We start from the raw sequence: 22,786 nt of genomic DNA, 5'->3' as shown, positions 1-22,786 counted from the left end.
CGGTGGCGGGCCGTCCCCCTCCCGGTGGCGGGCCACTCCCCTCCCGGTGGCGGGCCGCCCCGGCCCGCCACCGGGGGCCCGCGTCAGGGGGCCATCGATCCTCACACGATCGGATGAATGTGGGGCGAAGGCGGTGGTACGGGCCGTGGGGGCCGCTAAATTCACGCCGTTCCATGGGGGTCCGAGGGGGCTGCCGCCCGGGCCCGGAAGGCAGGAGACCGCACAGCTGATGACGGAACGACCCCCGCAGCGCATCCCGAACCGCCAGCTCGCCGCGCTCATCGCCGAAGCGGGGTTCTCCCACGCGGGCCTCGCCAGACGGGTGGACCAGCTCGGTCTGGAACACGGGCTCGACCTGCGGTACGACAAGACCTCCGTGACCCGCTGGCTCCGCGGCCAGCAGCCCCGCGGCACCACCCCCGCCCTCATCGCCGAGGTCTTCACCCGCCGCCTCGGCCGCCGGCTCTCCGCCCAGGACCTCGGCCTCGACGCCTGCGCCCCCGTCTACGCCGGCCTGGAGTTCGCCGCCACCCCCGAGGAGGCGGTCGACATCGTCAGCGGCCTGTGGCGCAAGGACTCCGGCAGCCACGCCGAACTCCGCAAGATCGCCTTCACCCCGGCGGGCCTGGTCGTCCCCAGCCGGGACTGGCTGATCGGACGCGCCGACGAACGGGTCGCGCGCGGGGAACCCGTCCCCCGCTCCGCCGCCGGGACGCCCCCGCGCGACCCCCGGGTGCCGGCCCAGGGCCGCTCCTCCGTGCCCCGCCAGCGCGGCACGGACCGGGGCCCCGGGCAGCGGGTCTCCGGCGGCGACATCGCCGCCCTCCGCTCGGTCGGCGACCTCTTCCGCACCCTCGACCACGCCTACGGCGGCGGCCACGCCCGCCAGGCCCTCGTCCGCTACCTGGAGCACGAGGCCGAGCCGATGCTGCGCGGCACCTACGGGGAGGCCACCGGCCGCCGCCTCTTCGCCGCCGTCGCCGACCTCACCCGGCTCGCGGGCTGGACCTCGTACGACATCGCCGCCCACGGCCTCGCCCAGCGCTACTTCGTGCAGGCGCTGCGCCTCGCGCAGGCGGCCGGGGACCGGGCGTACGGCTCGTACGTGCTCCTCACCATGAGCTGCCAGGCCGTCTACCTCGGCCACGGGCGGGAGGCCGTGCAGCTCGCCCGGGTCGCCCAGCAGGGCGTCGGGCCCGCCGCGCCGCCGGTCGTCCAGGCGATGCTGCACGCGGTCGAGGCGCGGGGCCACGCCGTCCTCGGGGAGGCGCGCGCGTGCGGCGCCTCCCTCGTCCGGGCCGAACGGGCCCTGGAGACGGCCCGCCCCGGCGACGAGGTGCCGCACTGGGCCAGGCCGTTCGACGAGGCGCAGCTCGCCGGCGAGGCCGGGCACTGCCACCGCGACCTCCAGCAGTACCGCCTCGCCGCCCAGCACGCCGAACGCGCCCTCCAGCTCCGCGCCCCCGGCTTCGCCCGCAGCCGCCTCTTCTGCCGGGTCGTCCTCGCCACCTCCCGGCTCGCCCTGGGCGACCTCGAACAGGCCTGCGCGCTCGGCGCCGAGGCCGCGGGGGAGGCCGCCGAGATGCGCTCGGCCCGCGCCGCGGAGTACGTGCGCGACTTCGAGCGCCGCCTGGAGCCCCACCGTGACGCGGCCGCGGTCCGCGCCTACCGCGACCGGGTCGCCGCCCTCGGCTGACCCGGCCCGGCGCGGTCAGGCCGTCTCCCTCGCCCCCGCGTCCCGCGCGGGCGGCCGCACCCCCAGGTCCCCCAGGAGCGCGCGGGCGGCGCGCCGGCCCGAGAGGAGGGCGCCCCGGGGGGTGCTCGTGGCGCGGTGGTCGCCGCAGACGTAGAGGCCCGCGAGCAGCCGGACCGGACGGTGACCGTCGTGCGGGGGCCGCATCGACGGGACCGCGTCCCGGGTGTGGTGGAGGGCCAGCAGCTCCCACTCGTCGGTCGACGCGCCGTACAGGGTGGCGAGGTGCTTGCGCACCCGGCGCTCCGTGTCGTCCGGCGGCGTCCCGAGCACCGTCGAGGTGATCAGCGCCCGGCCCGCCGGGGCGCGGCGCGGGTCCACCGCGCTCATCACGGCCGTGTGGGCCACCGGCCCGCCCGGGTCCGACTCCAGGAGCAGCACCGGGTCCCCGGTGGGCGCGGCCGGCGCCGTGTGGTGGAGGACCGTCACGGTGTGGAACGCGGGCGTCCGCAGGCCCGGCAGCAGTGCCGCCGCCGTACGCGCCCCCGTGGCGACGACCACCGACCGGCAGCGGAACACCCCGTGCTCCGCGGTCGTGACCCGGGAGACGGACACCCCGGTGACCCGGACGCCGGTGCGGACCGTGCCCGGCGGCAGGGCGGCGGCGAGCCGTTCCGGAAGCGCCGCCGAACCGCCCTCCGGGACGGCGAGCCGGCCCCGTGCGAAGGCGCGCAGCGCGAGGTCCGCCCGCCTGCTGGAGGTGCCGAGGTCCGGGTCGGCCAGGAGCGCCGCGAGCAGCGGCCGCAGCACCCCCTGGACCGTCCGGGAGGGCAGCCGCGCGTTCAGGGCGTCGAGCGCGGTCCGCTCCGGGCGGGCGAGCAGCCGCTGTGCCGGGGTCGCGGCGAGCCGGACGAGGGACGCGCCGAGGCGCGCCTGGTCGAGCGGGGTCGCCGGATGCCGGGGGGCGCTCGCGAGGGCGCGCGCCATGCCGTGCGCTCCCCCCGCGCTCCGTCCGCCCGCCGTCCGGGACGCTCCGGCCGCCCGGCGGGGGTGCGGAGCGCCCCATCGCGCGTACCGGCCGTCGCTGTGCACGAGGACCCCCGGCGCGAAGGGGCGCAGCGCGAGACCGGCGAGCCCCGGAAGGGCCCGCAGCTCCTCGTGCGAGAGGGTGAGCAGCGGCCCCACCCGGTCGAGCAGGAAGCCGTCGGCGGACTCGGTCGCCATCCGGCCCCCGATCCGGGGCTCCGCCTCCAGGACGGCGACGGAGAGCCCGGCGCCGGTCAGCAGGCGGGCGGCGGCGAGGCCCCCGGTCCCCGCCCCCACCACCACGACGTCGACGCTCTCCGCGGAGTCCGCGCGGCGCGCGCTCCCCGTGCCGGCGGTGCCGGCCGTACCGACGGTGCCGGCTGTGCGGTGCGTGCCGCCCGTACCGGCTGTGCTGGTTGTACCGGCGGTGCTGGTCGTGCGGTGCGTGCTGGCTGTGCGGTGTGTGCTGTCTGCGCTGGCGGTGTCGTCCGTGTTGTCTGCGCTGCTGAGCACGTTCCCCTCCCCGGGTCGGCGCGGCCGGTGGGAGGCCTATTCCCCCAACGGCCCGCCGGGATACCGGAGTTCACGGGTCGCATCGAGCCCGTCCGGTGCTTCCGCCCGTGCCCGCCGCCCGCGCCGGGACGCGTGGCGCGGGGAAGGGCGGAGGGAGGGGCGCGGAGGGGGCGGCGGGAAGCGGGTCAGCCGGCCGCCGCCCGGATCGCGTCGTCGACCGTCGGGAACGCGAAGTCGAAACCGGACTCCAGCAGGCGTCCCGGCAGGACCCGCTGACTCCCCAGCACGTCCTGCGCGAAGTCCCCGAGGACGATCCTCAGGGCCGGCGCCGGGACGGTCAGGAGGGTCGGCCGGCGCAGGACCCGGCCCATCGCCGCCGTCACCTCGCGGTTGGTGACCGGCTCGGGGGCCGTCAGGTTCACCGGGCCCGACAGGGACGGGGTGTCCACGAGGTGGCGCAGGGCGGCCACCTCGTCGTGGAGGGAGATGAACGACCAGTACTGGCGGCCGTCGCCCAGCCGGCCGCCGAGCCCGGCGCGGAAGAGCGGGAAGAGCCGGCCCCACGCCCCGCCCTCGCGCGCCACCACCAGGCCGGTGCGGGCGTACGCGACCCGGATGCCGGCCTCCTCGGCCGGGGCCGCCGCGGCCTCCCACTCCACGCACACCGACGGCAGGAAGCCCGTCCCGGCCGGGGCGCTCTCGTCCACGGCGCGGCTCCCGGTGTCCCCGTACCAGCCGAGCGCCGTGCCGCACACCAGGACCTCCGGCGGCTCCGCGAGCGAGGCGAGCGCCCGCGCGACCGCCGTCGTGCCGAGCACCCGGCTGTCCCGGATCTCCTTCTTGTACGCCTCGTTCCAGCGCCGTTCGCCGACCCCGGCACCCGCCAGGTGCACGACCGCGTCCACGCCGACGAGCCCGGCGGCGTCCACGTACAGCCGCCCCGGGTCCCACTCGACCTCGTCGGCGGTGCGGGCCGGCCGGCGGACGAGGCGGAGGACGTCGTGGCCGTCGGCGCGCAGGGAGCGGACCAGGGCCGAACCGATGAGGCCGGAGGCGCCGGTGACGGCGACGCGCTTGCGGGGGGCTGAAGGCTGCATGGGACCCATCCTGCCCTCGTCGCGCGGGACGTGGCACAGTGACGGCCATGAACGCCCCGGAGACTCGGATACGCACCGCCGGACACGAGGACGACGCCGCGCTCGCGGCGCTGGACCGGGACACCTGGTCCCCCCTGCACGCGGTGGTGCCCCCGCCCGTCCCGCCGTACGGGCCCTTCTTCGACGAGCGGCACCTGCCCGGGGACTACCTCGTGGCGCTCCGCGGGGGCGTGCTCGTGGGCTACGTCCGGGTCGTCCAGCCGATCCCGCTGCCCTCCCACGCGCACGTCCGCCAGATCCAGGGGCTCGTGGTCGCCGGTGCCGCCCGGGGGAAGGGCGTCGCGCGGGCCCTGCTGCGGGCCGCCGCGGACCGGGCGCGGGAGGAGGGCGCCACCCGGCTCACCCTGCGGGTCCTCGGCCACAACGCGCCGGCCCGCGCGCTCTACGCCTCCGAGGGGTTCGCGGTGGAGGGCGTGCTGCCGGGCGAGTTCCTGCTCGACGGGGAGTACGTGGACGACGTGTGCATGGGCCGGTCGCTGACGGCCTGAGGCCTCACGCGCCGGGGCCCGCCCCTTCGCCTTAGCCTTCCCCTTTCTCTTTCCCTTCCCTTTCTCCTCCTGCCGCCCCCGGCAGCCCCGTTCCGCCCGTCAGCCCGCGCAGGCAGCGCACCGCGAGACCGGCCGGGGCACCCTCGCCGCGCAGCGGCGCGTCCGGGCGCGCCCCGGCCCAGCTCTCCAGCGCGATCCGGATCGCACCGGTGGCCGCCGCCGCCGCGAGCCGCACCTCCAGCGGGTCGGCGTCCGGTCCGGCGAGCCCGGCGAGGACGTCGCGCAGCCGTTCCTCGGACTCCTGGTTCACCCGGTACCAGACGGCCCGCAGGGCGGGGTCCCCGGCCGCCGCCCGGAGCAGCCCCCGCGTCCGGCGCAGGCCCTCCTCCGCCTCCGCGTCCTCCGGGGTGAGCGCGGCGGCGACGGACCGCTCCAGGGCGGCCGCCGGCGGCGTGCCCGGCGGGGTCGCGGCCAGCTCGTCCCGCCAGCGGTCGGCCCCGCCCGCGAGGAGCGGGGCGACGGCCTCCTGCTTGGAGCGGAAGTACCGGTAGAAGGTGCGCAGCGCGACCCCGGCCCGCAGGGCGATGTCCTCGGCCGTCGTGTCGTCCGGCCCGCGTTCGGTGAACAGCTCGGCGGCGGCGCGGGCGATGTCCAGTTGTGTGGCGGCCTTGCGGCGCTCCGTCAGGGAAGGGGCCCGCGTCGTCGGCGGGGAGGGCGTCCGCGGGGGTGTCTTGTCGCTCACGCCACCCAGCGTACGCCCCCGACTGCCAGGAGTGCACAACATGCAGACATGGCAAAACGTGCCACTTGGGCGTACGGTGGCAGGACATTCGAGGAAACCGCCGACGAGAGGCCGCCCCCATGAACCAGCTCACCCGTTACGAAGGACGCCGTGCCCTCATCACCGGCGGCGGCTCCGGCATCGGCCAGGCCACCGTCCTGCGCCTGCTCGCCGAGGGCGGCCGGGTCGTCGCCGCCGACATCAGCGAGGAGGGGCTGAAGGACACCGCCGACAAGGCGGACGCCGCCGCCCCCCGCCTCACCACCGTCCTCCTGGACGTCGCCGACGAGGCGTCCGTGCGGGCCGGCGTCGCCGCCGCCGTCGAGACGCTCGGCGGCCTGGACGTCCTGGTCAACGCCGCCGGCGTCCTGCGCTCCTCGCACACCGCGGAGACCACCCTCGACGCCTTCGAGCAGGTGCTCCGGACCAATCTGACCGGCACCTTCCTGGTGATACGCGAGGCGATCCCGGCCCTCCTGGAGGGCGACGGGCCGGCCGTCGTGAACTTCTCCTCCACCTCCGCGGCGTTCGCCCACCCGTACATGGCGGCCTACGCGGCCAGCAAGGGCGGCATCCAGTCCATGACGCACGCGCTCGCCGCCGAGTACGCCGGGCGGGGCGTCCGCTTCACCGCCGTCCAGCCCGGCTCCATCTCCTCCGGCATGACCGACGGCACCGGCGCCAGCCGCCGCAGCGTCGGCCCCGGCCTCCCCGCCGACGCCGACATGGCGCTCTTCGCGAAGCTCGCCCCCGCCCTCGGCCAGGGCTTCGCGGGCCCCGAGACCGTCGCCGGCGTCGTCGCGATGCTGGCGAGCGAGGACGGAAGGTTCGTCACCGGCACCGAGATCCGCGTCGACGGCGGCACCCACTTCTGAGCCCGCCGCCCGCCGCCCGGCTCCGAGGAGCCCCGGACCGCACGGCGAAGGGCTCCGCCCGGCCCCGGAGCACCCGCGACCGGGGCGTCACCCCGCCCCGAAGCGCTCCCACAGCCGGGGGAGGCGGGCCGCCAGGGCCTCGTCGTCCTCCAGGTCGAGGGGGGTCCCGAGCGGTTCCCCGTCCGGCATCGGGATGCCCAGGTCGGGGGTCTCCGCGCCGGTCAGCCGCTCGTAGGCCTCGTCCGCCGCGAAACCGATCTCCTCGCCGTCCCCGTCGATCTCCACGTCGAAGTCGCCGAGCAGCTCCGCGAGCGCGTCCGGATCGTGCACGGCTCCCTCGTACACCTCCCGGCCCCGGCCGATCAGCCAGCACCGGAAGGAGTCGAAGGCCTCCTCGCCCGCCCCGTCGAACAGCACGGCCGCCGCGCCCCACAGGTCCCAGAGGTACGCGCGGTTGTAACGGGCCTCGAAATGGCGCGCGTAGTCGAGAACCGCGTCGGGGTCCAGCCGGGTCAGCCGTTCCACCAGCAGGTCCGCCTGCTCCTCGGCGTCGCCCTCGGCGTCCTCCCGGGCGGCGTCGATGATCTCCCAGAACTCGGTCTCGTCCATCACGGGACCAGCATCCTGCCCCGGCGGGCGCGACGCACCCGGAAAACCCGAAACGAATCCGGACAGAAGGTGTCGGGGTTTCCTGCCAGCCTGGGTTCCATGACGACCGAGACAACCGAGAACACCCCCCTGCGCGGACGGATCTGCCTGGTCGCCGGGGCCACCCGGGGCGCCGGGCGGGCCATCGCCGTCCAGCTCGGCACCGCCGGGGCCACCGTCTACGTCACCGGGCGCACCACCCGCGAGAAGGTCAGCGAGGTCGGCCGGGCCACCGAGACCATCGAGGAGACCGCCGAACTGGTGACGGCCGCCGGCGGCGAGGGCGTCGCCGTCCCCACCGACCACCTGGAACCCGACCGGGTCCGCGCCCTGGTCGACCGGATCGACCGCGAACGGGGCCGCCTCGACGTCCTCGTCAACGACATCTGGGGCGGCGAGCACCTCGTCGTCGCCGGCTTCGGCAGGAAGATCTGGGAGATGGACCTCGCCGACGGCCTGCGCATGCTGGAACTGGGCGTGAAGAGCCACCTGATCACCAGCGCGGCGGCCACCCCCCTGCTCACCCGGCACCCGGGCGGCCTCCTCGTGGAGGTCACCGACGGCACGCAGGAGTACAACGCCACCCGCTACCGCGAGAACGTGTACTACGACCTCGCCAAGAACGCCCCGATCCGGATGGCGTTCGGCCTCGCGCGCGAGCTGGAGCCGTCCGGCTGCACGGCGGTCGCGCTCACCCCCGGCTGGCTCCGCTCGGAGCAGATGCTGGACCACTTCGGCGTGACCGAGGACAACTGGCGCGACGCCGCCGCGAAGCTCCCCGACTTCGCCGTCGCCGAGTCCCCGGTCTACGTCGGCCGCGCGGTCGCCGCCCTCGCCGCCGACCCCGGCCGGGCCCGCTGGAACGGCCGTTCGCTCTCCAGCGGGCAGCTCGCGAGGGAGTACGGCTTCACCGACGCGGACGGCTCCCGGCCGGACGCGTGGGGGTTCGTCATGGCCAAGGAGACGGACGGCGACGTGTCCGTGGACGACTACCGGTAGGGAGCGCGCCGGAAGCCCCGCCCGGCCTCCGGGCGGACGGCGCCCCTTCCGGCGCGCGCCCCGGGGCTCACCCGTAGAGCCGCGCCAGGCCCCGCGCCGTCTCCGCGAACCTCTCCCGGAGCGAGGCCGGGGCCACCACCTCCGCCTCCGGCCCCAGGCCCAGGAGCTGGCCGAGGGCGACCTCCTCGTTCTCGACGCGCAGGGTCGCCCGGAGCCGCCCGTCGGGCTCCGCGACGGCCGCCGCCAGGGCCTCCCCGGCCGCCGCCCGGTCCGTCACGTGCGGCAGCCGCCGCGCCCCCTCCCCGGTGAGGAGCAGCACGGCCTCGGCCCGCAGCAGGGAGCGCGCGAACTCCCCGGACCGCTCGGACCAGAACGCGGGCAGGTCGAAGTCCGGGTCCCGCTCGAAGCGTTCCCCGTCCACCGTGACCGCCGTGAAGCGGTCCACGCGGTACGTGCGGAACGAGCCGTCCGCCCACGCGCACGCGTACCAGACGCCCGCCTTCAGGACGAGTCCGTACGGCCGCAGTTCCCGCTCCACCTCCGTGCCGTCCCCGCGCCGGTAGCGGACCCGGGCGCGGCGGTCGTCCCAGACGGCCTCCGCGAGCACCGGCAGCAGCTCCGGCGTCACCGGCTCCCGGTACCAGGCGGGCGCGTCCAGGTGGAAGCGCTGCGCCGCCGTGCGGGGCGCGTCCCGCAGCGACGGGAGCAGCGCGGCCGACACCTTCAGGCGGGCCGCCGAGGCCGCGTCCTCCAGGCCCATGTCCCGCAGCGCGCCCGGGAGGCCGGACAGGAACAGCGCCTCCGCCTCGCCCCGGGCGAGCCCGGTGAGGCGGGTGCGGTAGCCGTCGAGGAGCCGGTAGCCGCCGGCCCTGCCCCGGTCCGCGTAGACCGGCACCCCCGCCTCCGACAGGGCCAGCGCGTCCCGGGCGACCGTCCGTTCCGACACCTCCAGCTCGGCGGCGAGTTCGGCCGCCGTCATCGACGGGCGGGACTGGAGCAGCAGGACCAACTTGATGAGGCGGGCGGCACGCATGACCCCATCATGCGTGCCGCCCGCCTCCCGGGAACGGGTCCCCCTACAGGCCGTAGCGCTCGCGCGCCTCCTTCACGGCCGTCGCCCGCACCTCGCCGCGCCGCGCGAGCTGCGCGAGCGCCGCGACGACGATCGACTGCGCGTCGACGCCGAAGTGGCGGCGGGCCGCGTCGCGGGTGTCCGAGAGGCCGAAGCCGTCGGCGCCGAGCGAGGACCAGTCCTGCTCGACCCACTGCGCGATCTGGTCCGGGACCTGGCGCATGTAGTCGGAGACCGCGAGGACGGGGGAGTCCACGCCCTCCAGGGCCTTGCGGAGGTACGGCGTGCGCTCCTCGCCGCGCAGCAGCGCCGCGTCCGCCTCCAGGGCGTCGCGCCGCAGCTCCGTCCAGGAGGTCGCGGACCACACGTCGGCGGCCACGCCCCACTCGGCGGCGAGCAGCTTCTGCGCCTCCAGGGCCCAGTGGATGGCCGTGCCGGAGGAGAGGAGCTGGATGCGCGAGGGGTTCGCGGGCAGCTCCAGGCCGGCCGACTCGGCCGTGTTGAAGCGGTAGAGGCCCTTGATGATGCCCTCGTCGACGCCGGCCGGCTTGGCGGGCTGCGGCATCGGCTCGTTGTAGACGGTGAGGTAGTAGAAGACGTCCCGGTCCTCGCCCTCGGCGGCCTCGCCGTACATCCGGCGCAGACCCTCCTTGACGATGGCCGCGACCTCGTAGGCGAACGCCGGGTCGTACGTGAGCGCCGCCGGGTTGGTGGCCGCGATCACCGGCGAGTGGCCGTCGGCGTGCTGGAGGCCCTCACCGGTCAGGGTGGTGCGGCCGGCGGTCGCGCCGACGAGGAAGCCCCGGCCGAGCTGGTCGCCGAGCTGCCACATCTGGTCGGCGGTCCGCTGCCAGCCGAACATCGAGTAGAAGATGTAGAACGGGATCATCGCCTCGCCGTGCGTGGAGTACGCGGTGGAAGCGGCGATGAAGTCGGCCATCGAACCGGCCTCGGTGATCCCCTCGTTGAGGATCTGGCCGTTCGTGGCCTCCTTGTAGTACATCAGCTGGTCGCGGTCGACCGGCTCGTACGTCTGGCCCTTCGGCGAGTAGATGCCGAGGGACGGGAAGAGGCTCTCCATGCCGAAGGTGCGGGCCTCGTCCGGGACGATCGGGACCCAGCGCCTGCCGGTCTCCTTGTCGCGGATCAGGTCCTTCACCAGGCGGACGAAGGCCATGGTCGTGGCCATCGACTGCGAGCCGGAGCCCTTGTCGAAGGCGGTGAACGCCTTCTCGGCCGGGGCCGGCAGCGGGGCGAGCGGGTGGACGCGGCGGGCCGGGGCCGGGCCGCCGAGGGCCGCGCGGCGCTCCTGGAGGTAGCGGACCTCGGGGGAGTCGGCGCCGGGGTGGCCGTAGGGCACCTGGCCGTCGGTGAACCGCGCGTCGGAGATGGGGAGTCCGAGCAGGTCCCGCATGTTCTTGAACTCGTCCGTGGACAGCTTCTTCATCTGGTGGTTCGCGTTCTTCGACGCGAAGCCCTCACCGAGGGTGAAGCCCTTGACGGTCTGCGCGAGGATGACCGTCGGCGCGCCCTTGAACTCCAGGGCGGCCTTGTACGCGGCGTACACCTTGCGCGGCTCGTGACCGCCGCGCGAGAGGTGGAAGCACTCCAGGATCTTGTCGTCGCCCAGCAGCTTCGCCATCTCGACGAGCGCCGGGTCCTTGCCGAAGAAGTCCTGGCGGATGTAGGCGGCGTCGCGGGTCTGGTACGTCTGGACCTGCGCGTCCGGCACCTCGCGGAGGCGGCGGACCAGGGCGCCGGTGGTGTCGAGCGCGAACAGCTCGTCCCAGGCGTTGCCCCACAGCGACTTCACGACGTTCCAGCCGGCGCCGCGGAACTGGGCCTCCAGCTCCTGCACGATCTTGAAGTTGGCGCGGACCGGGCCGTCGAGGCGCTGCAGGTTGCAGTTGATGACGAAGGTCAGGTTGTCCAGGCCCTCGCGGGCCGCGAGGGCGAGGGCCGCGGTCGACTCGGGCTCGTCCATCTCGCCGTCGCCGAGGAAGGCCCACACGTGCGAGGCGGAGACGTCCTTGATGGAGCGGTTGGTGAGGTAGCGGTTGAAGCGCGCCTGGTAGATCGCGGAGAGCGGGCCCAGACCCATGGAGACGGTCGGGAACTCCCACAGCCAGGGGAGGCGGCGCGGGTGCGGGTAGGAGGGCAGGCCGTTGCCGCCGGACTCCTGCCGGAAGTTGTCGAGGTGGGCCTCGTTCAGGCGCCCGTCGAGGAAGGCGCGGGCGTAGATGCCGGGGGAGGCGTGGCCCTGGATGTAGAGCTGGTCGCCCGAGCCGGGGGCCTCGGGGGACTCCTTGCCCTTGAAGAAGTGGTTGAAGCCCGTCTCGTACAGCCAGGCGGCGGAGGCGAAGGTGGCGATGTGGCCGCCGACGCCGTGCTTCGAGCCGCGGGTGACCATCGCGGCCGCGTTCCAGCGGTTCCAGGCGGTGATCCTCCGCTCCATCTCCTCGTCGCCGCCGGTCTCGGTGACCGAGGGTTCGGCGGAGGTGGGGATGGTGTTGACGTAGTCCGTCTCCAGCAGCTTGGGGAGGGCGAGGCCCGCGCCCTCGGCGTGCTGGAGGGTGCGGCGCATCAGGTAGGCGGCCCGGTGGGGGCCGGCGGCCTTGGTGACGGCGTCCAGGGAGGCCGCCCACTCGGCGGTCTCCTCGGTGTCACGGTCCGGGAGCTGGTCGAGCTCGCTCGGAGTCTTGCCTACGGGATCGGTCATGATCGCCGCCTTCCGGACAGGTGGGGTGGAGATGGCCCTTGTCTGGCAGGACAGGGCGGAGAGCCGGGTACGGCCCGCCGAAGACTGTAAACCGACGATCGATGATCGATCAAAGGGTTGAAGCGGAAAACCTCTTCAGATCGAGAAAGTCGGCACAGGGTGCCGCGAAAAAGGGCACCCGGTGCCTTGTTTTCGCAGGTGAGGGAGGTTCCCTGAGAGGGAGCGCGCACGGATGAGCGGGCGTGCGGACGGGAGGGGACGGGCGTACGGACACGAGGAAGCGGGCGTACGGACACGAGGAAGCGGGCGTACGGACACGAGGAAGCGGGCCCGCCGGAGGACGGACCCGCTCGTGTTCCCGTACGGTCAGGCGCGCGGCGCGCAGCCCAGGACGTGGGCCTTCACCAGGGCGCCGATGTTCGGATCGCCCCTCCGGAAGGCCTCCACGAGGTCCTGGTGCTCCTCCGCGTACGACTTCTGGACCGTGCCCAGCCAGCGGATCGACAGGGCCGTGAAGACCTCGATGCCCAGCGTCTCCCACGTGTGCAGCAGCACCGCGTTCCCGGCCGCCTTCACCAGCTCCCGGTGGAAGGCCACCGTGTGCCGCACCTGCGCCGTCCCGTCCGCGGCCGCGTCCGCCTCGTAGAGGGCCGCCACGTGCGGCTCCAGGGCCGAGCAGTCGGCCGCGAGCCGCCCGGCCGCCAGCTCGGCCGCGATCTGCTCCAGGCCGGCCCGTACGGGGTAGCTCTCCTCCAGGTCGGCCGCGGTGAGGTTGCGGACCCGGACGCCCTTGTTGGGCGCCGACTCGATCAGCCGCAGCGACTCCAGCTCCCGCAGCGCCTCGCGGACCGGGGTCTGGCTGACCTCCAGCTCGGTCGCGATCCGGCGCTCCACGATCCGCTCGCCCGGCTTCCAGCGGCCGCTGACGATCCCCTCCACGATGTGCTCGCGGATCTGTTCGCGCAGCGAGTGGACGACGGGGACGGTCATGAAGGGCTCCTCGGGGAGTATCGACCCTAAGACAATACGGCGGCGCCCCCGCCCGGAAACACTTCCGGGCGGGGGCGCCGCAGGTGAGGCTCGTTACGTTGCGGTCCGGCCGGAGCCCTCCCGCGAACGCCTACAGGCCGAGGTCGACCTCGAACTCGCCGGCCTCCAGGATCGCCTTGACGGCCGACAGGTAGCGGGCGGCGTCGGCGCCGTCCACCAGGCGGTGGTCGTAGGACAGCGCGACGTACGTCATGTCGCGGATCGCGATCGTCTCGCCCAGGTCCGGGTGGTCGACGACGACCGGACGGCGCACGGTGGCGCCGATGCCCAGGATGGCGACCTGGTTCGGGGGCACGATGATCGTGTCGAACAGCGCGCCGCGCGAACCGGTGTTGGAGATGGTGAAGGTCGCGCCGGCCAGGTCGTCCGGCGTGATCTTCCCGGCGCGCACGGCGCCGGCCAGCTCCGCGGTCTTCTTCGAGATGCCGGCGATGTTGAGGTCGCCCGCACCCTTGATGACCGGGGTCATCAGACCCTTCTCGGAGTCCACCGCGATACCGATGTTCTCGGTGTCGAAGTAGGTGATCGTGCCCTCGTCCTCGTTGATCCGGGCGTTGATGACCGGGTGGGCCTTCAGCGCCTGGGCCGCCGCCTTCACGAAGAACGGCATCGGGGAGAGCTTGACGCCCTCACGGGCGGCGAAGGCGTCCTTGGCGCGGGCGCGCAGCCTCATCAGCTTGGTGATGTCGACCTCGACGACCGAGGTCAGCTGGGCCTGGCCGTGCAGCGCCTTCATCATGTTGTCGCCGATGACCTTGCGCATGCGGGTCATCTTGACGGTCTGGCCGCGCAGCGGGGAGGCCTCCAGGGCCGGGGCCTTCGGGGCGGCGGCGGCCGGGGCCGCGGCCGGAGCCGGAGCGGCCTTCTTGGCCTCGGCGGCCGCGAGGACGTCCTGCTTGCGGATGCGGCCGCCGACGCCGGAGCCCTTGACGGAGCCCAGGTCGACGCCGTTCTCGGTGGCGAGCTTGCGGACCAGCGGGGTGACGTACGCGCCGTCCTCCGCCGGAGCGGCGGGAGCCGCCGGGGCCGGGGCGGACGGGGCGGGAGCCTGGGCGGCCGGCGCGGGAGCCGCCGGAGCCGGGGCCTGGGCGGCCGGAGCGGCGACCGCCGGGGCCGGGGCCTGGGCGGCCGGAGCCGGAGCCGGAGCGGCGGGGGCGGCCGGCGCGGGAGCCGGAGCCGGAGCCGCCGGGGCGGCGGGGGCCTGCGGAGCCGGAGCGGCCTCGGCGGCCGGAGCCGGGGTCTCGGCGGGGGCCTGGGCGGCCGGGGCCGAACCCGCGGCACCGATGACGGCCAGCTTGGCACCGACCTCGGCGGTCTCGTCCTCGTTGACGACGATCTCCAGGAGGACACCGGAGGCCGGGGCCGGGATCTCGGTGTCGACCTTGTCCGTGGAGACCTCGAGCAGCGGCTCGTCGGCCTCGACGGTCTCGCCGACCGACTTCAGCCAGCGGGTGACGGTGCCCTCGGTGACGGACTCGCCCAGCGCCGGCAGCACGACGTCGGTGCCCTCGGCGGAACCGCCGCCGGAAGCGGCCTCGGCGGTCGGGGCCGGGGCGGGCTGCTCGGTCTCGGTGGACGGCTGGGCCTGCGGGGCCTCCGGAGCGGGGGCCTCCTGCGCCGGGGCGGACTCGGCGGCCGGGGCCTGGGCCTCGGCGGAGGCGCCCGAACCGTCGTCGATGACGGCCAGCTCGGCGCCGACCTCGACCGTCTCGTCCTCGGCGACCTTGATGGAGGCCAGGATGCCCGAGGCGGGGGAGGGGATCTCGGTGTCGACCTTGTCGGTCGAGACCTCGAGCAGCGGCTCGTCGGCCTCGACGCGCTCGCCCTCGGCCTTGAGCCAGCGGGTGACGGTGCCCTCGGTGACGCTCTCGCCGAGCGCCGGCAGGGTTACGGAAACCGACATGGTTTCAGTTGCTCCTAACGAATTGCGGGAAGTGGTCGTCGCGCCCTGTGATGACGTCAGCGTCAGTCGTGGGAGTGCAGGGGCTTGCCGGCCAGGGCCAGGTGGGCCTCGCCGAGCGCCTCGTTCTGCGTCGGGTGGGCGTGGATGAGCTGCGCGACCTCGGCCGGCAGCGCCTCCCAGTTGTAGATCAGCTGCGCCTCGCCGACCTGCTCGCCCATGCGGTCGCCGACCATGTGGACGCCGACCACGGCACCGTCCTTGACCTGGACGAGCTTGATCTCGCCCGCGGTCTTCAGGATCTTGCTCTTGCCGTTGCCCGCGAGGTTGTACTTCAGGGCCACGACCTTGTCCGCGCCGTAGATCTCCTTGGCCTTGGCCTCGGTGATGCCGACGGAGGCGACCTCGGGGTGGCAGTACGTCACCCGCGGCACGCCGTCGTAGTCGATCGGGACGGTCTTCAGGCCGGCCAGGCGCTCGGCGACGAGGATGCCCTCGGCGAAGCCGACGTGCGCCAGCTGGAGGGTCGGGACGAGGTCGCCCACGGCCGAGATCGTCGGCACGTTGGTGCGCATGTACTCGTCGACCAGGACGTAGCCGCGGTCCATGGCGACGCCCTGCTCCTCGTAGCCCAGGCCGGCGGAGACCGGGCCGCGGCCGATGGCGACCAGGAGGACCTCGGCCTCGAAGGTCTTGCCGTCGGCCAGGGTGACCCTGACGCCGTTGTCGGTGTACTCGGCGGACTGGAAGAAGGTGCCGAGGTTGAACTTGATGCCGCGCTTGCGGAACGCGCGCTCGAGGAGCTTCGAGCTGTTCTCGTCCTCGACCGGCACCAGGTGCTTCATGCCCTCGATGACGGTGACGTCGGTGCCGAAGGACTTCCAGGCGGAGGCGAACTCGACGCCGATGACGCCGCCGCCGAGGATGATCGCGGACTCCGGGACCCGGTCCAGGGTCAGCGCGTGGTCCGAGGTGATGATCCGGTTGCCGTCGATCTCCAGGCCCGGCAGCGACTTCGGCACGGAGCCCGTGGCGAGGAGGACGTGACGTCCCTCGACGCGGCGGCCGTCCACGTCGACGGAGGTCGGGGAGGAGAGGTGGCCGGTGCCCTCGATGTAGGTCACCTTGCGGGAGGCGACGAGACCCTGGAGACCCTTGTAGAGCCCGGAGATCACGTCGTCCTTGTACTTGTGCACGCCCTTGATGTCGATGCCCTCGAAGGAGGCCTTGACACCGAACTGCTCCGCCTCGCGCGCCTGGTCGGCGATCTCGCCGGCGTGGAGCAGGGCCTTCGTCGGGATGCAGCCGTTGTGCAGGCAGGTGCCGCCGAGCTTGTTCTTCTCGATCAGTGCGACGTCCAGGCCCAGCTGCGCTCCGCGCAGCGCCGCGGCGTAACCGCCGCTACCGCCGCCGAGGATCACTAGGTCGAAAACGGTGCTGGCGTCGTTCGCCACGTCACGTCCTCCATGCATGTGCGCTCGTCGCCGGTCGTCCATGACCGGGCGGCGGCTGGTGTTCGGCCGCTTATTTTCGGCCCTGTGATGGGGGCCCTGTCCTGCCGGGAACCCATCTTCGCACTTGTTGGCGGGCGACGGGACGCGGGGCCGTGCTCCGGGACGGCCGATCGTCCGTACGGGGGGCCCGCAGGTCGTACGAACACGCGGATTTCGTCGTCCCGCCGCCCCGGCACCGGCACGGATTCCGTCACGGGCGAACGGCGACGGCCCCGGGCGCGGAGCCCGGGGCCGTCACCGCCGTACGGAAGCCGTACGGAACCGGGCCGGTCAGAAACCGCCCTCGGCCAGGCGCTCGGCCAGGCGCACCAGGGTGCGGACCGAGGAACCGGTGCCGCCCTTGGGGGTGTAGCCGTACGGGGCGCCCTCGTGGAAGGCCGGGCCCGCGATGTCCAGGTGGGCCCAGGTGATGCCCTCGCCCACGAACTCCTGCAGGAAGAGGCCGGCGACCAGGCCGCCGCCCATCCGCTCGCCCATGTTCGCGATGTCGGCGGTGGGGGAGTCCATGCCCTTGCGCAGGTCCGCGGGGAGCGGCATCGGCCAGGACGCCTCGCCGACCTCCTCCGCGACCTCGTGGATCGTGGAGCGGAACTCGTCGTCGTTGGCCATGATGCCGAAGGTGCGGTTGCCGAGCGCCAGGACCATGGCGCCGGTCAGGGTCGCCACGTCGACCATCGCGTCCGGGTTCTCCTCGGAGGCCTTGGTCAGCGCGTCGCCGAGGACCAGACGGCCCTCGGCGTCGGTGTTCAGGACCTCGACGGTCTTGCCGCTGTACATGCGCAGCACGTCGCCGGGGCGGGTGGCGGAGCCGGACGGCATGTTCTCCGCGAGCGCCAGCCAGCCGGTGACGTTGGCCCGCAGGCCGAGGCGGGCCGCGGCGACGACGGCGGAGAACACGGCGGCGGCGCCGCTCATGTCGCACTTCATCGTCTCGTTGTGGCCGGCCGGCTTCAGGGAGATGCCGCCCGAGTCGTAGGTGATGCCCTTGCCGACCAGGGCGAGGGTCTTCTCCGCCTTCGGGTGGGTGTAGGCGACGCGGACCAGGCGCGGCGGGTTGGCGGAACCGGCGCCGACGCCGAGGATGCCGCCGTAGCCGCCCTTGGCGAGGGCCTTCTCGTCGAGGACCTGGACCTTGAGGCCGTGCTCCTTGCCGGCGGTCTGCGCGGCGGCGGCGAAGGCGGCCGGCGTCAGGTCGTTCGGCGGGGTGTTGATCAGGTCGCGGGCGCGGTTGATCTCCTCCGCGACGGCCTGGGCGCGGTCGGCGGCGGCCTTGTGGGCCTTGTCGCGCGGCTTGGCGCCGAGCAGGGCCACCTCGCCCAGCGGCTTCTTGGCGTCCTTGCCGCTCTCCTGGTACGCGGTGAAGGCGTACGCGCCGAGCAGGGCGCCCTCGGCGACCGCGGCGACGGCGGCGTCGCCGTCGACGGGCAGCGCGAACCCGGCCTTCTTCGTGCCGAACAGGGCGCGGGCCGCGGTGCCGGCGGCGCGGCGCAGCGTCTCCGTGCCGAACGCCTCGCCGTCCGCGGGCGCGGAGCCCAGGCCGACGGCCAGGACGACGGGGGCCTTGAGGCCGGAGGGGGCGGGGAGCTTCGTCGCCTCACCCTCGGCACCCGAGGCACCCAGGGTCTCCAGGACGGCGGCGAGCCGTCCTTCGAAGGCCTTGTCGACGGCCTCGGCGCCCGGGGCGACGATCAGCTCCTTCCCGGACTTCGCGACGCCGACGACGAGGGCGTCCGCGCGCAGCGTCGCCGCGCCGGCAGTGCTGAGAGTGAGAGCAGTCACGGTGGTGAAATCTCGCTTCCTGTGAGTCCTGTGTCGGTCGGTGGATGGGCCGACCGTGCCCGCCGCATCGTATTTCGGCCCGGAGAGCGCCGGGAACGAGCCTACGCTCGCCCGTCCGGTTCGCCCACGGCGGCGTTGGTTCACCCGTCCGTGGTGTCCCTTCCCGTGGAACCGCCCGGTCCGGGGGTCTTCCCCCGTGCTCGTCCCGTCCGGCCCGGGGTCTTCTCCCGCGCCCGTGCCGCCCGGCCGGGGCGACGTCCTCGCCACCACGCCGGCGGCGGCACCCGCGGCGGCGTCCGTACGGCGGCTCCGCCCGGTCCCGCTCCTTCCCGGGGCGGCCCCGCCGGGGGAGGACACCGGCGGGGGAAACGGGCCGGAACCGTACGCGCGGAACCGCCCCGCGCCGTTCCCGGCGCCCGCGCGGAGGCCGGTCACCCCAGCGTCAGGGCCACCAGCGCCGCCGTCGCCGCCGTCTCCTCCACCGCGCCGAACACGTCCCCCGTCACCCCGCCGAACCGCCGTACGCACCGGCGCAGCAGCAGCGCCGCCGCGCCCAGGGCGACGCCGGCCGCCAGGACGTGGCGGATCGCGTCGTACGGGGAGAAGAGCAGGCCCGCCGCCGCGCACAGGACCAGGAAGGCGGCCGTCGCGAGGGTCGCGGACCGGACCGGGACCGTCGCGGCGACGATCGCGCCGAGCCCCTCGGGGCGGGCCGCGGGGACGCCGTGGCGGGAGGTGTGGGTGAGGGCGAGACGGGCGACGGCGGCGGCGAGGACGGTGGCGACGGCGCCGCGGGCCCCGTCCTCCCCGTACAGCCGGAAGAGGGCGGCGACCTGGGCGAACAGGACGAGGACCACGGCGATCACGCCGAACGGGCCGATGTCCGACCGCTTCATGACGCGCAGCGCGTCCTCGGCGGGCTTGGCGCTGCCGAGGCCGTCCGCGGTGTCCGCGAGGCCGTCCAGGTGGAGGCCCCGGGTGAGCGCGGCGGGGACGGCGACGGTGACGACGGCCGCGAGGAGCGGGCCCGAGCCGAGCAGAAGAAACGTTACGCCGAGGGCTGCGGAGGCCAGGCCGACGACCAGGCCGGCGAGCGGGGCGCAGAGCATGCCCGCGCGCGCCGCGTCCCGGTCCCAGCGGGTGATGCGGGCGGGGAGCACCGTGAGGGTGCCGAAGGCGAAACGCAGGCCGTCCATCCGGGCAGGGTAATCGCCGCTCCCGGACGGTAGATTGCGCATCACGCGCATCACACACATTCCGGACGGGGGTGGCATGGGTCACTGGTTCTCGCGCAACATCCTCGAACCGGGCAAGCTCCCGATGCTCCTCGCCCTGGCCTCGTTCGTCGTGACGTTCCTGGCCACCCGCACCGTCACCCGCCTGATCCGGGCGGGGAAGGGCCCCTTCCGGAACGTCTCCGGCTCCGGCGGCCTCCACATCCACCACGTGGTGCCGGGGGTCGTCCTCTCCGTCGTGGGCGGCTTCGGCGCGGTGGGCAGCGGCCGGCACGGCGTCGGCGCCGCCGTCTCCGCCGTCGTCTTCGGGATCGGCGCGGGGCTCGTCCTGGACGAGTTCGCGCTCATCCTCCACCTCGACGACGTGTACTGGAGCGAGGACGGCCGCAAGAGCGTCGAGGTGGTCGTGCTCACCGCCGCCCTGGCCCTGCTCGCCCTGGGCGGCTTCTCCCCGCTCGGCGTGGACAACGTGTCCGTCGCCGAACGCCAGGACCGGGCCGCCTTCGTCCTGACCACCGCGCTGAACTTCCTCCTCGCCCTGGTCACCCTGGTGAAGGGGAAGTTCCGGATGGCCGTGATCGGGGTCCTCGTCCCGTTCGTGGCGATCGTCGGCGCCGCCCGCCTCGCCCGCCCCGACTCCTGGTGGTCCCGGCACCTCTACCGCCGCCGCCCCCGGGCCAGGGCCCGCTCCCGCGTCCGCGCGTACCGCCACGACAAGCGCTGGACCAGGGTGCGGCGGCGCTTTCAGGACCTGATCGGCGGCTTCCAGGAGCGCGTCCACGGACCCGGCGCGCCCCCGCCCTGACGCCGCTCGCGCCGGGCCGTGAAGGCGATCAGGACCAGGACGGCGGCGATCGCCGCCAGGTGCTCCTTGCCCGCCAGGTTCGGTTTGACCACCACCTCCACCACCATCGCCAGGATCACCAGGCCCCCGGTCGCGTACGCGCGGTACCGCCAGCAGACGTAGACGGCGAGGCCCACCACGGCCGCCGACGGGCCGGTGTCGACCACCCGCGCGTCGGAGGCCGGAAGGCCGAGCGGGCCGTCCGGGCCGAGGGCGATGCCCACGCGCGCCCAGAGCGTGCCCGCGAGGGTCGACAGATAGGCGACGGCGAGCGTCCGCCACCGGCCGAGACAGATCTCGGCGAGCCCGAACACGAGCAGGACCTGCGCGAGCGCGCCCCAGACCGGCAGGTCGAGCGCGGGCACGAAGAGCGAGAACGGGGTCCGCAGCAGCGCCAGCCAGAGCGGGTCCTCGGCCCGGACGAAACCGATGGCGCGGACCGGCCGGTACCCCCAGTCCTGGTTCTGCACGAGCTGGAACAGCGCCGTCAGGCAGACCGACGCCAGCGTCAGCGGGACCGCCCTCCACCGCTCGGTGACGAGCGCCGTCCGCACGGTGGTGAACAGCGGCCCCCACTCGCGGCGGGCGAACCGCCGGGCACCCCCCTCCCGGGAGGACCCGCTCAACGCCCGCCCCCCAGGTGTCTGCGGTGCAGCCACTTCGGCAGTCCGGGTGCCTCCAGGAACCCTTCGGCCCGCCCGGCGGCGAGACCGATGCGGAGCAGGTCCGCACTCTTCTCGAAGAGCATGAATCGGGGCTCCCAGATCGGTCGGTACTTGGCGTTGGCACGGTACAGCGACTCGATCTGCCACCACCGGGAGAAGAAGCTGAGCAGCGAACGCCACATCCGCAGCACCGGTCCCGCCCCGAGTTTCGAGCCGCGTTCGAAGACGGAGCGGAACATCGCGAAGTTCAGCGAGACCTGAGTGATCCCGATCTCCCCGGCCCGCTGGAGGAGTTCGATGACCATGAACTCCATCAGGCCGTTCTCCGACTCCCGGTCACGGCGCATCAGGTCCAGCGAGAGCCCCTTCGGCCCCCACGGCACGAACGAGAGCAGGGCCCGCAGCTCCCCCCGCCCGTCGGTGCACTCCAGCATCACGCAGCGGCCGTCCCGGGGGTCGCCGAGCCGGCCCAGCGCCATCGAGAAGCCCCGCTCGGTCGCCCCGTCCCGCCAGTCGTCCGCCCTGCGCACCAGCGCGGCCATCTCCTCGGCGGGGATGTCCTCGTGGCGCCGGACGCGGACCTCGTACCCGGCCCGCTTCACCCGGTTGTACGCCTGCCGGACCGTCCGCATGGCGCGGCCCTCCAGGGTGAACTCGGCGGTCTCCACGATCGCCTCGTCGCCCAGCTCCAGGGCGTCCAGGCCGTGCCGGGCGTAGATCGTCCCGGCCTCCTCGCCCGCGCCCATCACCGCCGGGACCCAGCCGTGCTCGCGGGCCTCGGCGAGCCACGGCTCGATGGCGCCCGGCCAGGCCTCGGGGTCCCCGATAGGGTCGCCGGAGGCCAGCGACACCCCGCCGACCACCCGGTAGACGACGGCCGCCTTCCGGCTCGGGGACCACACCGCGCTCTTCTCGCGGCGCAGCGCGAAGTAGCCGAGCGAGTCGCGGTCCCCGTACTTGTCCAGCAGGGCCCGCAGCCCCTCCTCGTCCTCCTCGGTCAACGGATCGACGGCCCGCCGCGAGCGGAAGGCGGCGTAGAGCACCGCGACCAGCAGCAGCGTGGACAGGACGTTGATGACGACGTCCACCCAGCCCGGGGTGGAGATCCCGGTGAAGCGCGAGTCGTCCGAGGCCAGGGTGATCAGGCGCATCACGCCGTACCGCCAGCGCTCGGTGAAGGGGGCGTGGGCCGGGGAGGTGTCGGTGACCGTGACCAGGACGGCGGCGAGCAGCGAGGTGACGAGCAGCCCGCCGACCGCCACGACCGCCGCGAGCGGCGGGTTGGAGCGGTCGCCCTTCGCGTAGAACTCCCGGCGGCCGAGCAGCAGCGCGGCGACGAAGGCGGCGGTCAGCCCCAGTGAGATCCAGTTCTGGGCGTGTTCCCGGACCTCCGGGAAGAGCATCACCAGGGCGAAGAGCAGCAGGAAGAGCCCGCCGAGCACCAGGTTCAGGATCCACGCGGCCCGCTTGCGGCGGCGCATGGTGATCGCCAGGAAGAGGGTGAAGAGCCCCGAGGCGAAACCCGCCGTGAGCAGGTACGGGGTGAAGTAGTCGTCCTCGTTGTGGCGGCGCAGGTCCTGTCCGAACGAGACCCAGACGGCGCTCAGGAAATTGACGAACGTGACGGCGCGCAGATACCAGACGGCGCACGCGGCGCCGCGCCGCGAAAGGGCGGTGGTGCCCCGGGGCGCTCCTTCGGCGGACAAACGGACCTCTCCCATGAAAAGCGATCATATGGGGCACCGCTTGCCGTGCGGCGACGCCGAAGACGGCCGCACGCGCGTCGCGTGCGGCCGCCCGGAGTCGGTGTGAGTCCGCCGGCGCCCCC

Annotated in this window: 18 protein-coding genes; 5 read left to right on the top strand and 13 right to left on the bottom strand. The window is 74.3% G+C overall.

The window, feature by feature from the left end; genetic code table 11:
• The first annotated feature begins 229 nt into the window (after nt 1-229).
• A complete protein-coding gene (locus tag ACZ3IL_RS05990) occupies nt 230-1,696 on the top strand; it encodes a regulator (protein WP_467387073.1) in 1,467 nt (488 codons plus the stop codon).
• 15 nt (nt 1,697-1,711) lie between these two features.
• On the opposite strand, the gene ACZ3IL_RS05985 is transcribed toward ACZ3IL_RS05990, so the two are convergent.
• Together ACZ3IL_RS05985 and ACZ3IL_RS05980 are read right to left on the bottom strand one after the other, a co-directional pair.
• Nucleotides 1,712-3,022: an NAD(P)/FAD-dependent oxidoreductase gene (locus ACZ3IL_RS05985; protein WP_467388169.1), complete on the bottom strand. Its 1,311-nt coding sequence runs from the start codon at nt 3,020-3,022 to the stop codon at nt 1,712-1,714.
• A 395-nt stretch (nt 3,023-3,417) separates the two neighbouring features.
• Nucleotides 3,418-4,338, bottom strand: a complete 921-nt coding sequence (locus ACZ3IL_RS05980) for a TIGR01777 family oxidoreductase (protein ID WP_467387071.1) — start codon at nt 4,336-4,338, stop codon at nt 3,418-3,420.
• 38 nt (nt 4,339-4,376) lie between these two features.
• On the opposite strand from ACZ3IL_RS05980, the gene ACZ3IL_RS05975 reads away from it, so the two are divergent.
• Nucleotides 4,377-4,877 (top strand): GNAT family N-acetyltransferase, encoded by a 501-nt coding sequence (locus tag ACZ3IL_RS05975; protein WP_467387069.1) that lies wholly within the window; start codon nt 4,377-4,379, stop codon nt 4,875-4,877.
• A gap of 31 nt (nt 4,878-4,908) precedes the next feature.
• On the opposite strand, the gene ACZ3IL_RS05970 is transcribed toward ACZ3IL_RS05975, so the two are convergent.
• A complete protein-coding gene (locus ACZ3IL_RS05970; protein ID WP_467387067.1) occupies nt 4,909-5,661 on the bottom strand; it encodes a TetR family transcriptional regulator in 753 nt (250 codons plus the stop codon).
• Nucleotides 5,662-5,738: 77 nt separating this feature from the next.
• Here ACZ3IL_RS05970 and ACZ3IL_RS05965 point away from each other — a divergent pair, with 77 nt between their 5' ends.
• Nucleotides 5,739-6,533, top strand: coding sequence for an SDR family NAD(P)-dependent oxidoreductase (locus ACZ3IL_RS05965; RefSeq protein WP_467387065.1), 795 nt, complete (start codon nt 5,739-5,741; stop codon nt 6,531-6,533).
• 87 nt (nt 6,534-6,620) lie between these two features.
• Here the strand turns inward: ACZ3IL_RS05965 and ACZ3IL_RS05960 are convergent, their stop codons facing one another.
• A complete protein-coding gene (locus tag ACZ3IL_RS05960; protein WP_467388167.1) occupies nt 6,621-7,142 on the bottom strand; it encodes a DUF4240 domain-containing protein in 522 nt (173 codons plus the stop codon).
• A 99-nt stretch (nt 7,143-7,241) separates the two neighbouring features.
• On the opposite strand from ACZ3IL_RS05960, the gene ACZ3IL_RS05955 reads away from it, so the two are divergent.
• Complete coding sequence (locus ACZ3IL_RS05955; protein ID WP_467387063.1) at nt 7,242-8,180, top strand: SDR family oxidoreductase; 939 nt, start codon at nt 7,242-7,244, stop codon at nt 8,178-8,180.
• A 67-nt stretch (nt 8,181-8,247) separates the two neighbouring features.
• On the opposite strand, the gene ACZ3IL_RS05950 is transcribed toward ACZ3IL_RS05955, so the two are convergent.
• From ACZ3IL_RS05950 to cobS, 7 genes are all read right to left on the bottom strand, one after another.
• Nucleotides 8,248-9,213: a helix-turn-helix transcriptional regulator gene (locus tag ACZ3IL_RS05950; protein WP_467387061.1), complete on the bottom strand. Its 966-nt coding sequence runs from the start codon at nt 9,211-9,213 to the stop codon at nt 8,248-8,250.
• A 43-nt stretch (nt 9,214-9,256) separates the two neighbouring features.
• Entirely contained in the window at nt 9,257-11,971 is a 2,715-nt protein-coding gene (gene aceE / locus ACZ3IL_RS05945) for a pyruvate dehydrogenase (acetyl-transferring), homodimeric type (protein WP_467387059.1), read from the bottom strand.
• Nucleotides 11,972-12,337: 366 nt separating this feature from the next.
• Nucleotides 12,338-12,961, bottom strand: a complete 624-nt coding sequence (locus tag ACZ3IL_RS05940) for a GntR family transcriptional regulator (RefSeq protein ID WP_467387057.1) — start codon at nt 12,959-12,961, stop codon at nt 12,338-12,340.
• A gap of 130 nt (nt 12,962-13,091) precedes the next feature.
• Nucleotides 13,092-14,924 carry a 2-oxoglutarate dehydrogenase, E2 component, dihydrolipoamide succinyltransferase gene (sucB, locus tag ACZ3IL_RS05935; RefSeq protein ID WP_467387055.1) on the bottom strand — a complete coding sequence of 611 codons (1,833 nt, stop codon included), beginning with the start codon at nt 14,922-14,924 and terminating at the stop codon, nt 13,092-13,094.
• Between the two features lie 62 nt (nt 14,925-14,986).
• On the bottom strand, nt 14,987-16,375 hold the full coding sequence (gene lpdA, locus ACZ3IL_RS05930) for a dihydrolipoyl dehydrogenase (RefSeq protein WP_467387053.1): 1,389 nt from the start codon (nt 16,373-16,375) through the stop codon (nt 14,987-14,989).
• A 330-nt stretch (nt 16,376-16,705) separates the two neighbouring features.
• Nucleotides 16,706-18,214, bottom strand: a complete 1,509-nt coding sequence (locus ACZ3IL_RS05925; RefSeq protein ID WP_467387051.1) for a leucyl aminopeptidase — start codon at nt 18,212-18,214, stop codon at nt 16,706-16,708.
• 431 nt (nt 18,215-18,645) lie between these two features.
• Nucleotides 18,646-19,452, bottom strand: a complete 807-nt coding sequence (cobS, locus tag ACZ3IL_RS05920; RefSeq protein WP_467387049.1) for an adenosylcobinamide-GDP ribazoletransferase — start codon at nt 19,450-19,452, stop codon at nt 18,646-18,648.
• 34 nt (nt 19,453-19,486) lie between these two features.
• Here cobS and ACZ3IL_RS05915 point away from each other — a divergent pair, with 34 nt between their 5' ends.
• The gene (locus ACZ3IL_RS05915; RefSeq protein WP_467387047.1) at nt 19,487-20,254 is read left to right on the top strand and encodes a hypothetical protein; all 768 of its coding nucleotides are present in this window, start codon (nt 19,487-19,489) and stop codon (nt 20,252-20,254) included.
• Here the strand turns inward: ACZ3IL_RS05915 and ACZ3IL_RS05910 are convergent.
• Entirely contained in the window at nt 20,194-20,919 is a 726-nt protein-coding gene (locus tag ACZ3IL_RS05910; protein WP_467387045.1) for a hypothetical protein, read from the bottom strand. The genes ACZ3IL_RS05915 and ACZ3IL_RS05910 overlap by 61 nt on opposite strands.
• Entirely contained in the window at nt 20,916-22,679 is a 1,764-nt protein-coding gene (locus tag ACZ3IL_RS05905) for a phosphatidylglycerol lysyltransferase domain-containing protein (RefSeq protein WP_467387043.1), read from the bottom strand. Before ACZ3IL_RS05905 ends, ACZ3IL_RS05910 begins: the two co-directional genes overlap by 4 nt.
• Between the last annotated feature and the right edge of the window lie 107 nt (nt 22,680-22,786).

It is taken from the genome of Streptomyces sp. NPDC014907 (genome assembly GCF_055562975.1).
This window is presented reverse-complemented; position numbering and strand designations above follow the sequence as displayed.

Bases quoted from the DNA above. Each gene is read 5' to 3' on its own strand.
- ACZ3IL_RS05990 (WP_467387073.1), top strand. From the start codon at position 230: ATGACGGAACGACCCCCGCAGCGCATCCCGAACCGCCAGCTCGCCGCG.
- ACZ3IL_RS05905 (WP_467387043.1), bottom strand. From the start codon at position 22,679: ATGGGAGAGGTCCGTTTGTCCGCCGAAGGAGCGCCCCGGGGCACCACC.
- ACZ3IL_RS05940 (WP_467387057.1), bottom strand. From the start codon at position 12,961: ATGACCGTCCCCGTCGTCCACTCGCTGCGCGAACAGATCCGCGAGCAC.
- ACZ3IL_RS05970 (WP_467387067.1), bottom strand. From the start codon at position 5,661: ATGTTGTGCACTCCTGGCAGTCGGGGGCGTACGCTGGGTGGCGTGAGC.
- sucB (WP_467387055.1), bottom strand. From the start codon at position 14,924: ATGTCGGTTTCCGTAACCCTGCCGGCGCTCGGCGAGAGCGTCACCGAG.
- ACZ3IL_RS05975 (WP_467387069.1), top strand. From the start codon at position 4,377: ATGAACGCCCCGGAGACTCGGATACGCACCGCCGGACACGAGGACGAC.
- ACZ3IL_RS05965 (WP_467387065.1), top strand. From the start codon at position 5,739: ATGAACCAGCTCACCCGTTACGAAGGACGCCGTGCCCTCATCACCGGC.
- ACZ3IL_RS05955 (WP_467387063.1), top strand. From the start codon at position 7,242: ATGACGACCGAGACAACCGAGAACACCCCCCTGCGCGGACGGATCTGC.
- ACZ3IL_RS05960 (WP_467388167.1), bottom strand. From the start codon at position 7,142: ATGGACGAGACCGAGTTCTGGGAGATCATCGACGCCGCCCGGGAGGAC.
- ACZ3IL_RS05980 (WP_467387071.1), bottom strand. From the start codon at position 4,338: ATGGGTCCCATGCAGCCTTCAGCCCCCCGCAAGCGCGTCGCCGTCACC.
- aceE (WP_467387059.1), bottom strand. From the start codon at position 11,971: ATGACCGATCCCGTAGGCAAGACTCCGAGCGAGCTCGACCAGCTCCCG.
- ACZ3IL_RS05950 (WP_467387061.1), bottom strand. From the start codon at position 9,213: ATGCGTGCCGCCCGCCTCATCAAGTTGGTCCTGCTGCTCCAGTCCCGC.
- ACZ3IL_RS05915 (WP_467387047.1), top strand. From the start codon at position 19,487: ATGGGTCACTGGTTCTCGCGCAACATCCTCGAACCGGGCAAGCTCCCG.
- cobS (WP_467387049.1), bottom strand. From the start codon at position 19,452: ATGCGCAATCTACCGTCCGGGAGCGGCGATTACCCTGCCCGGATGGAC.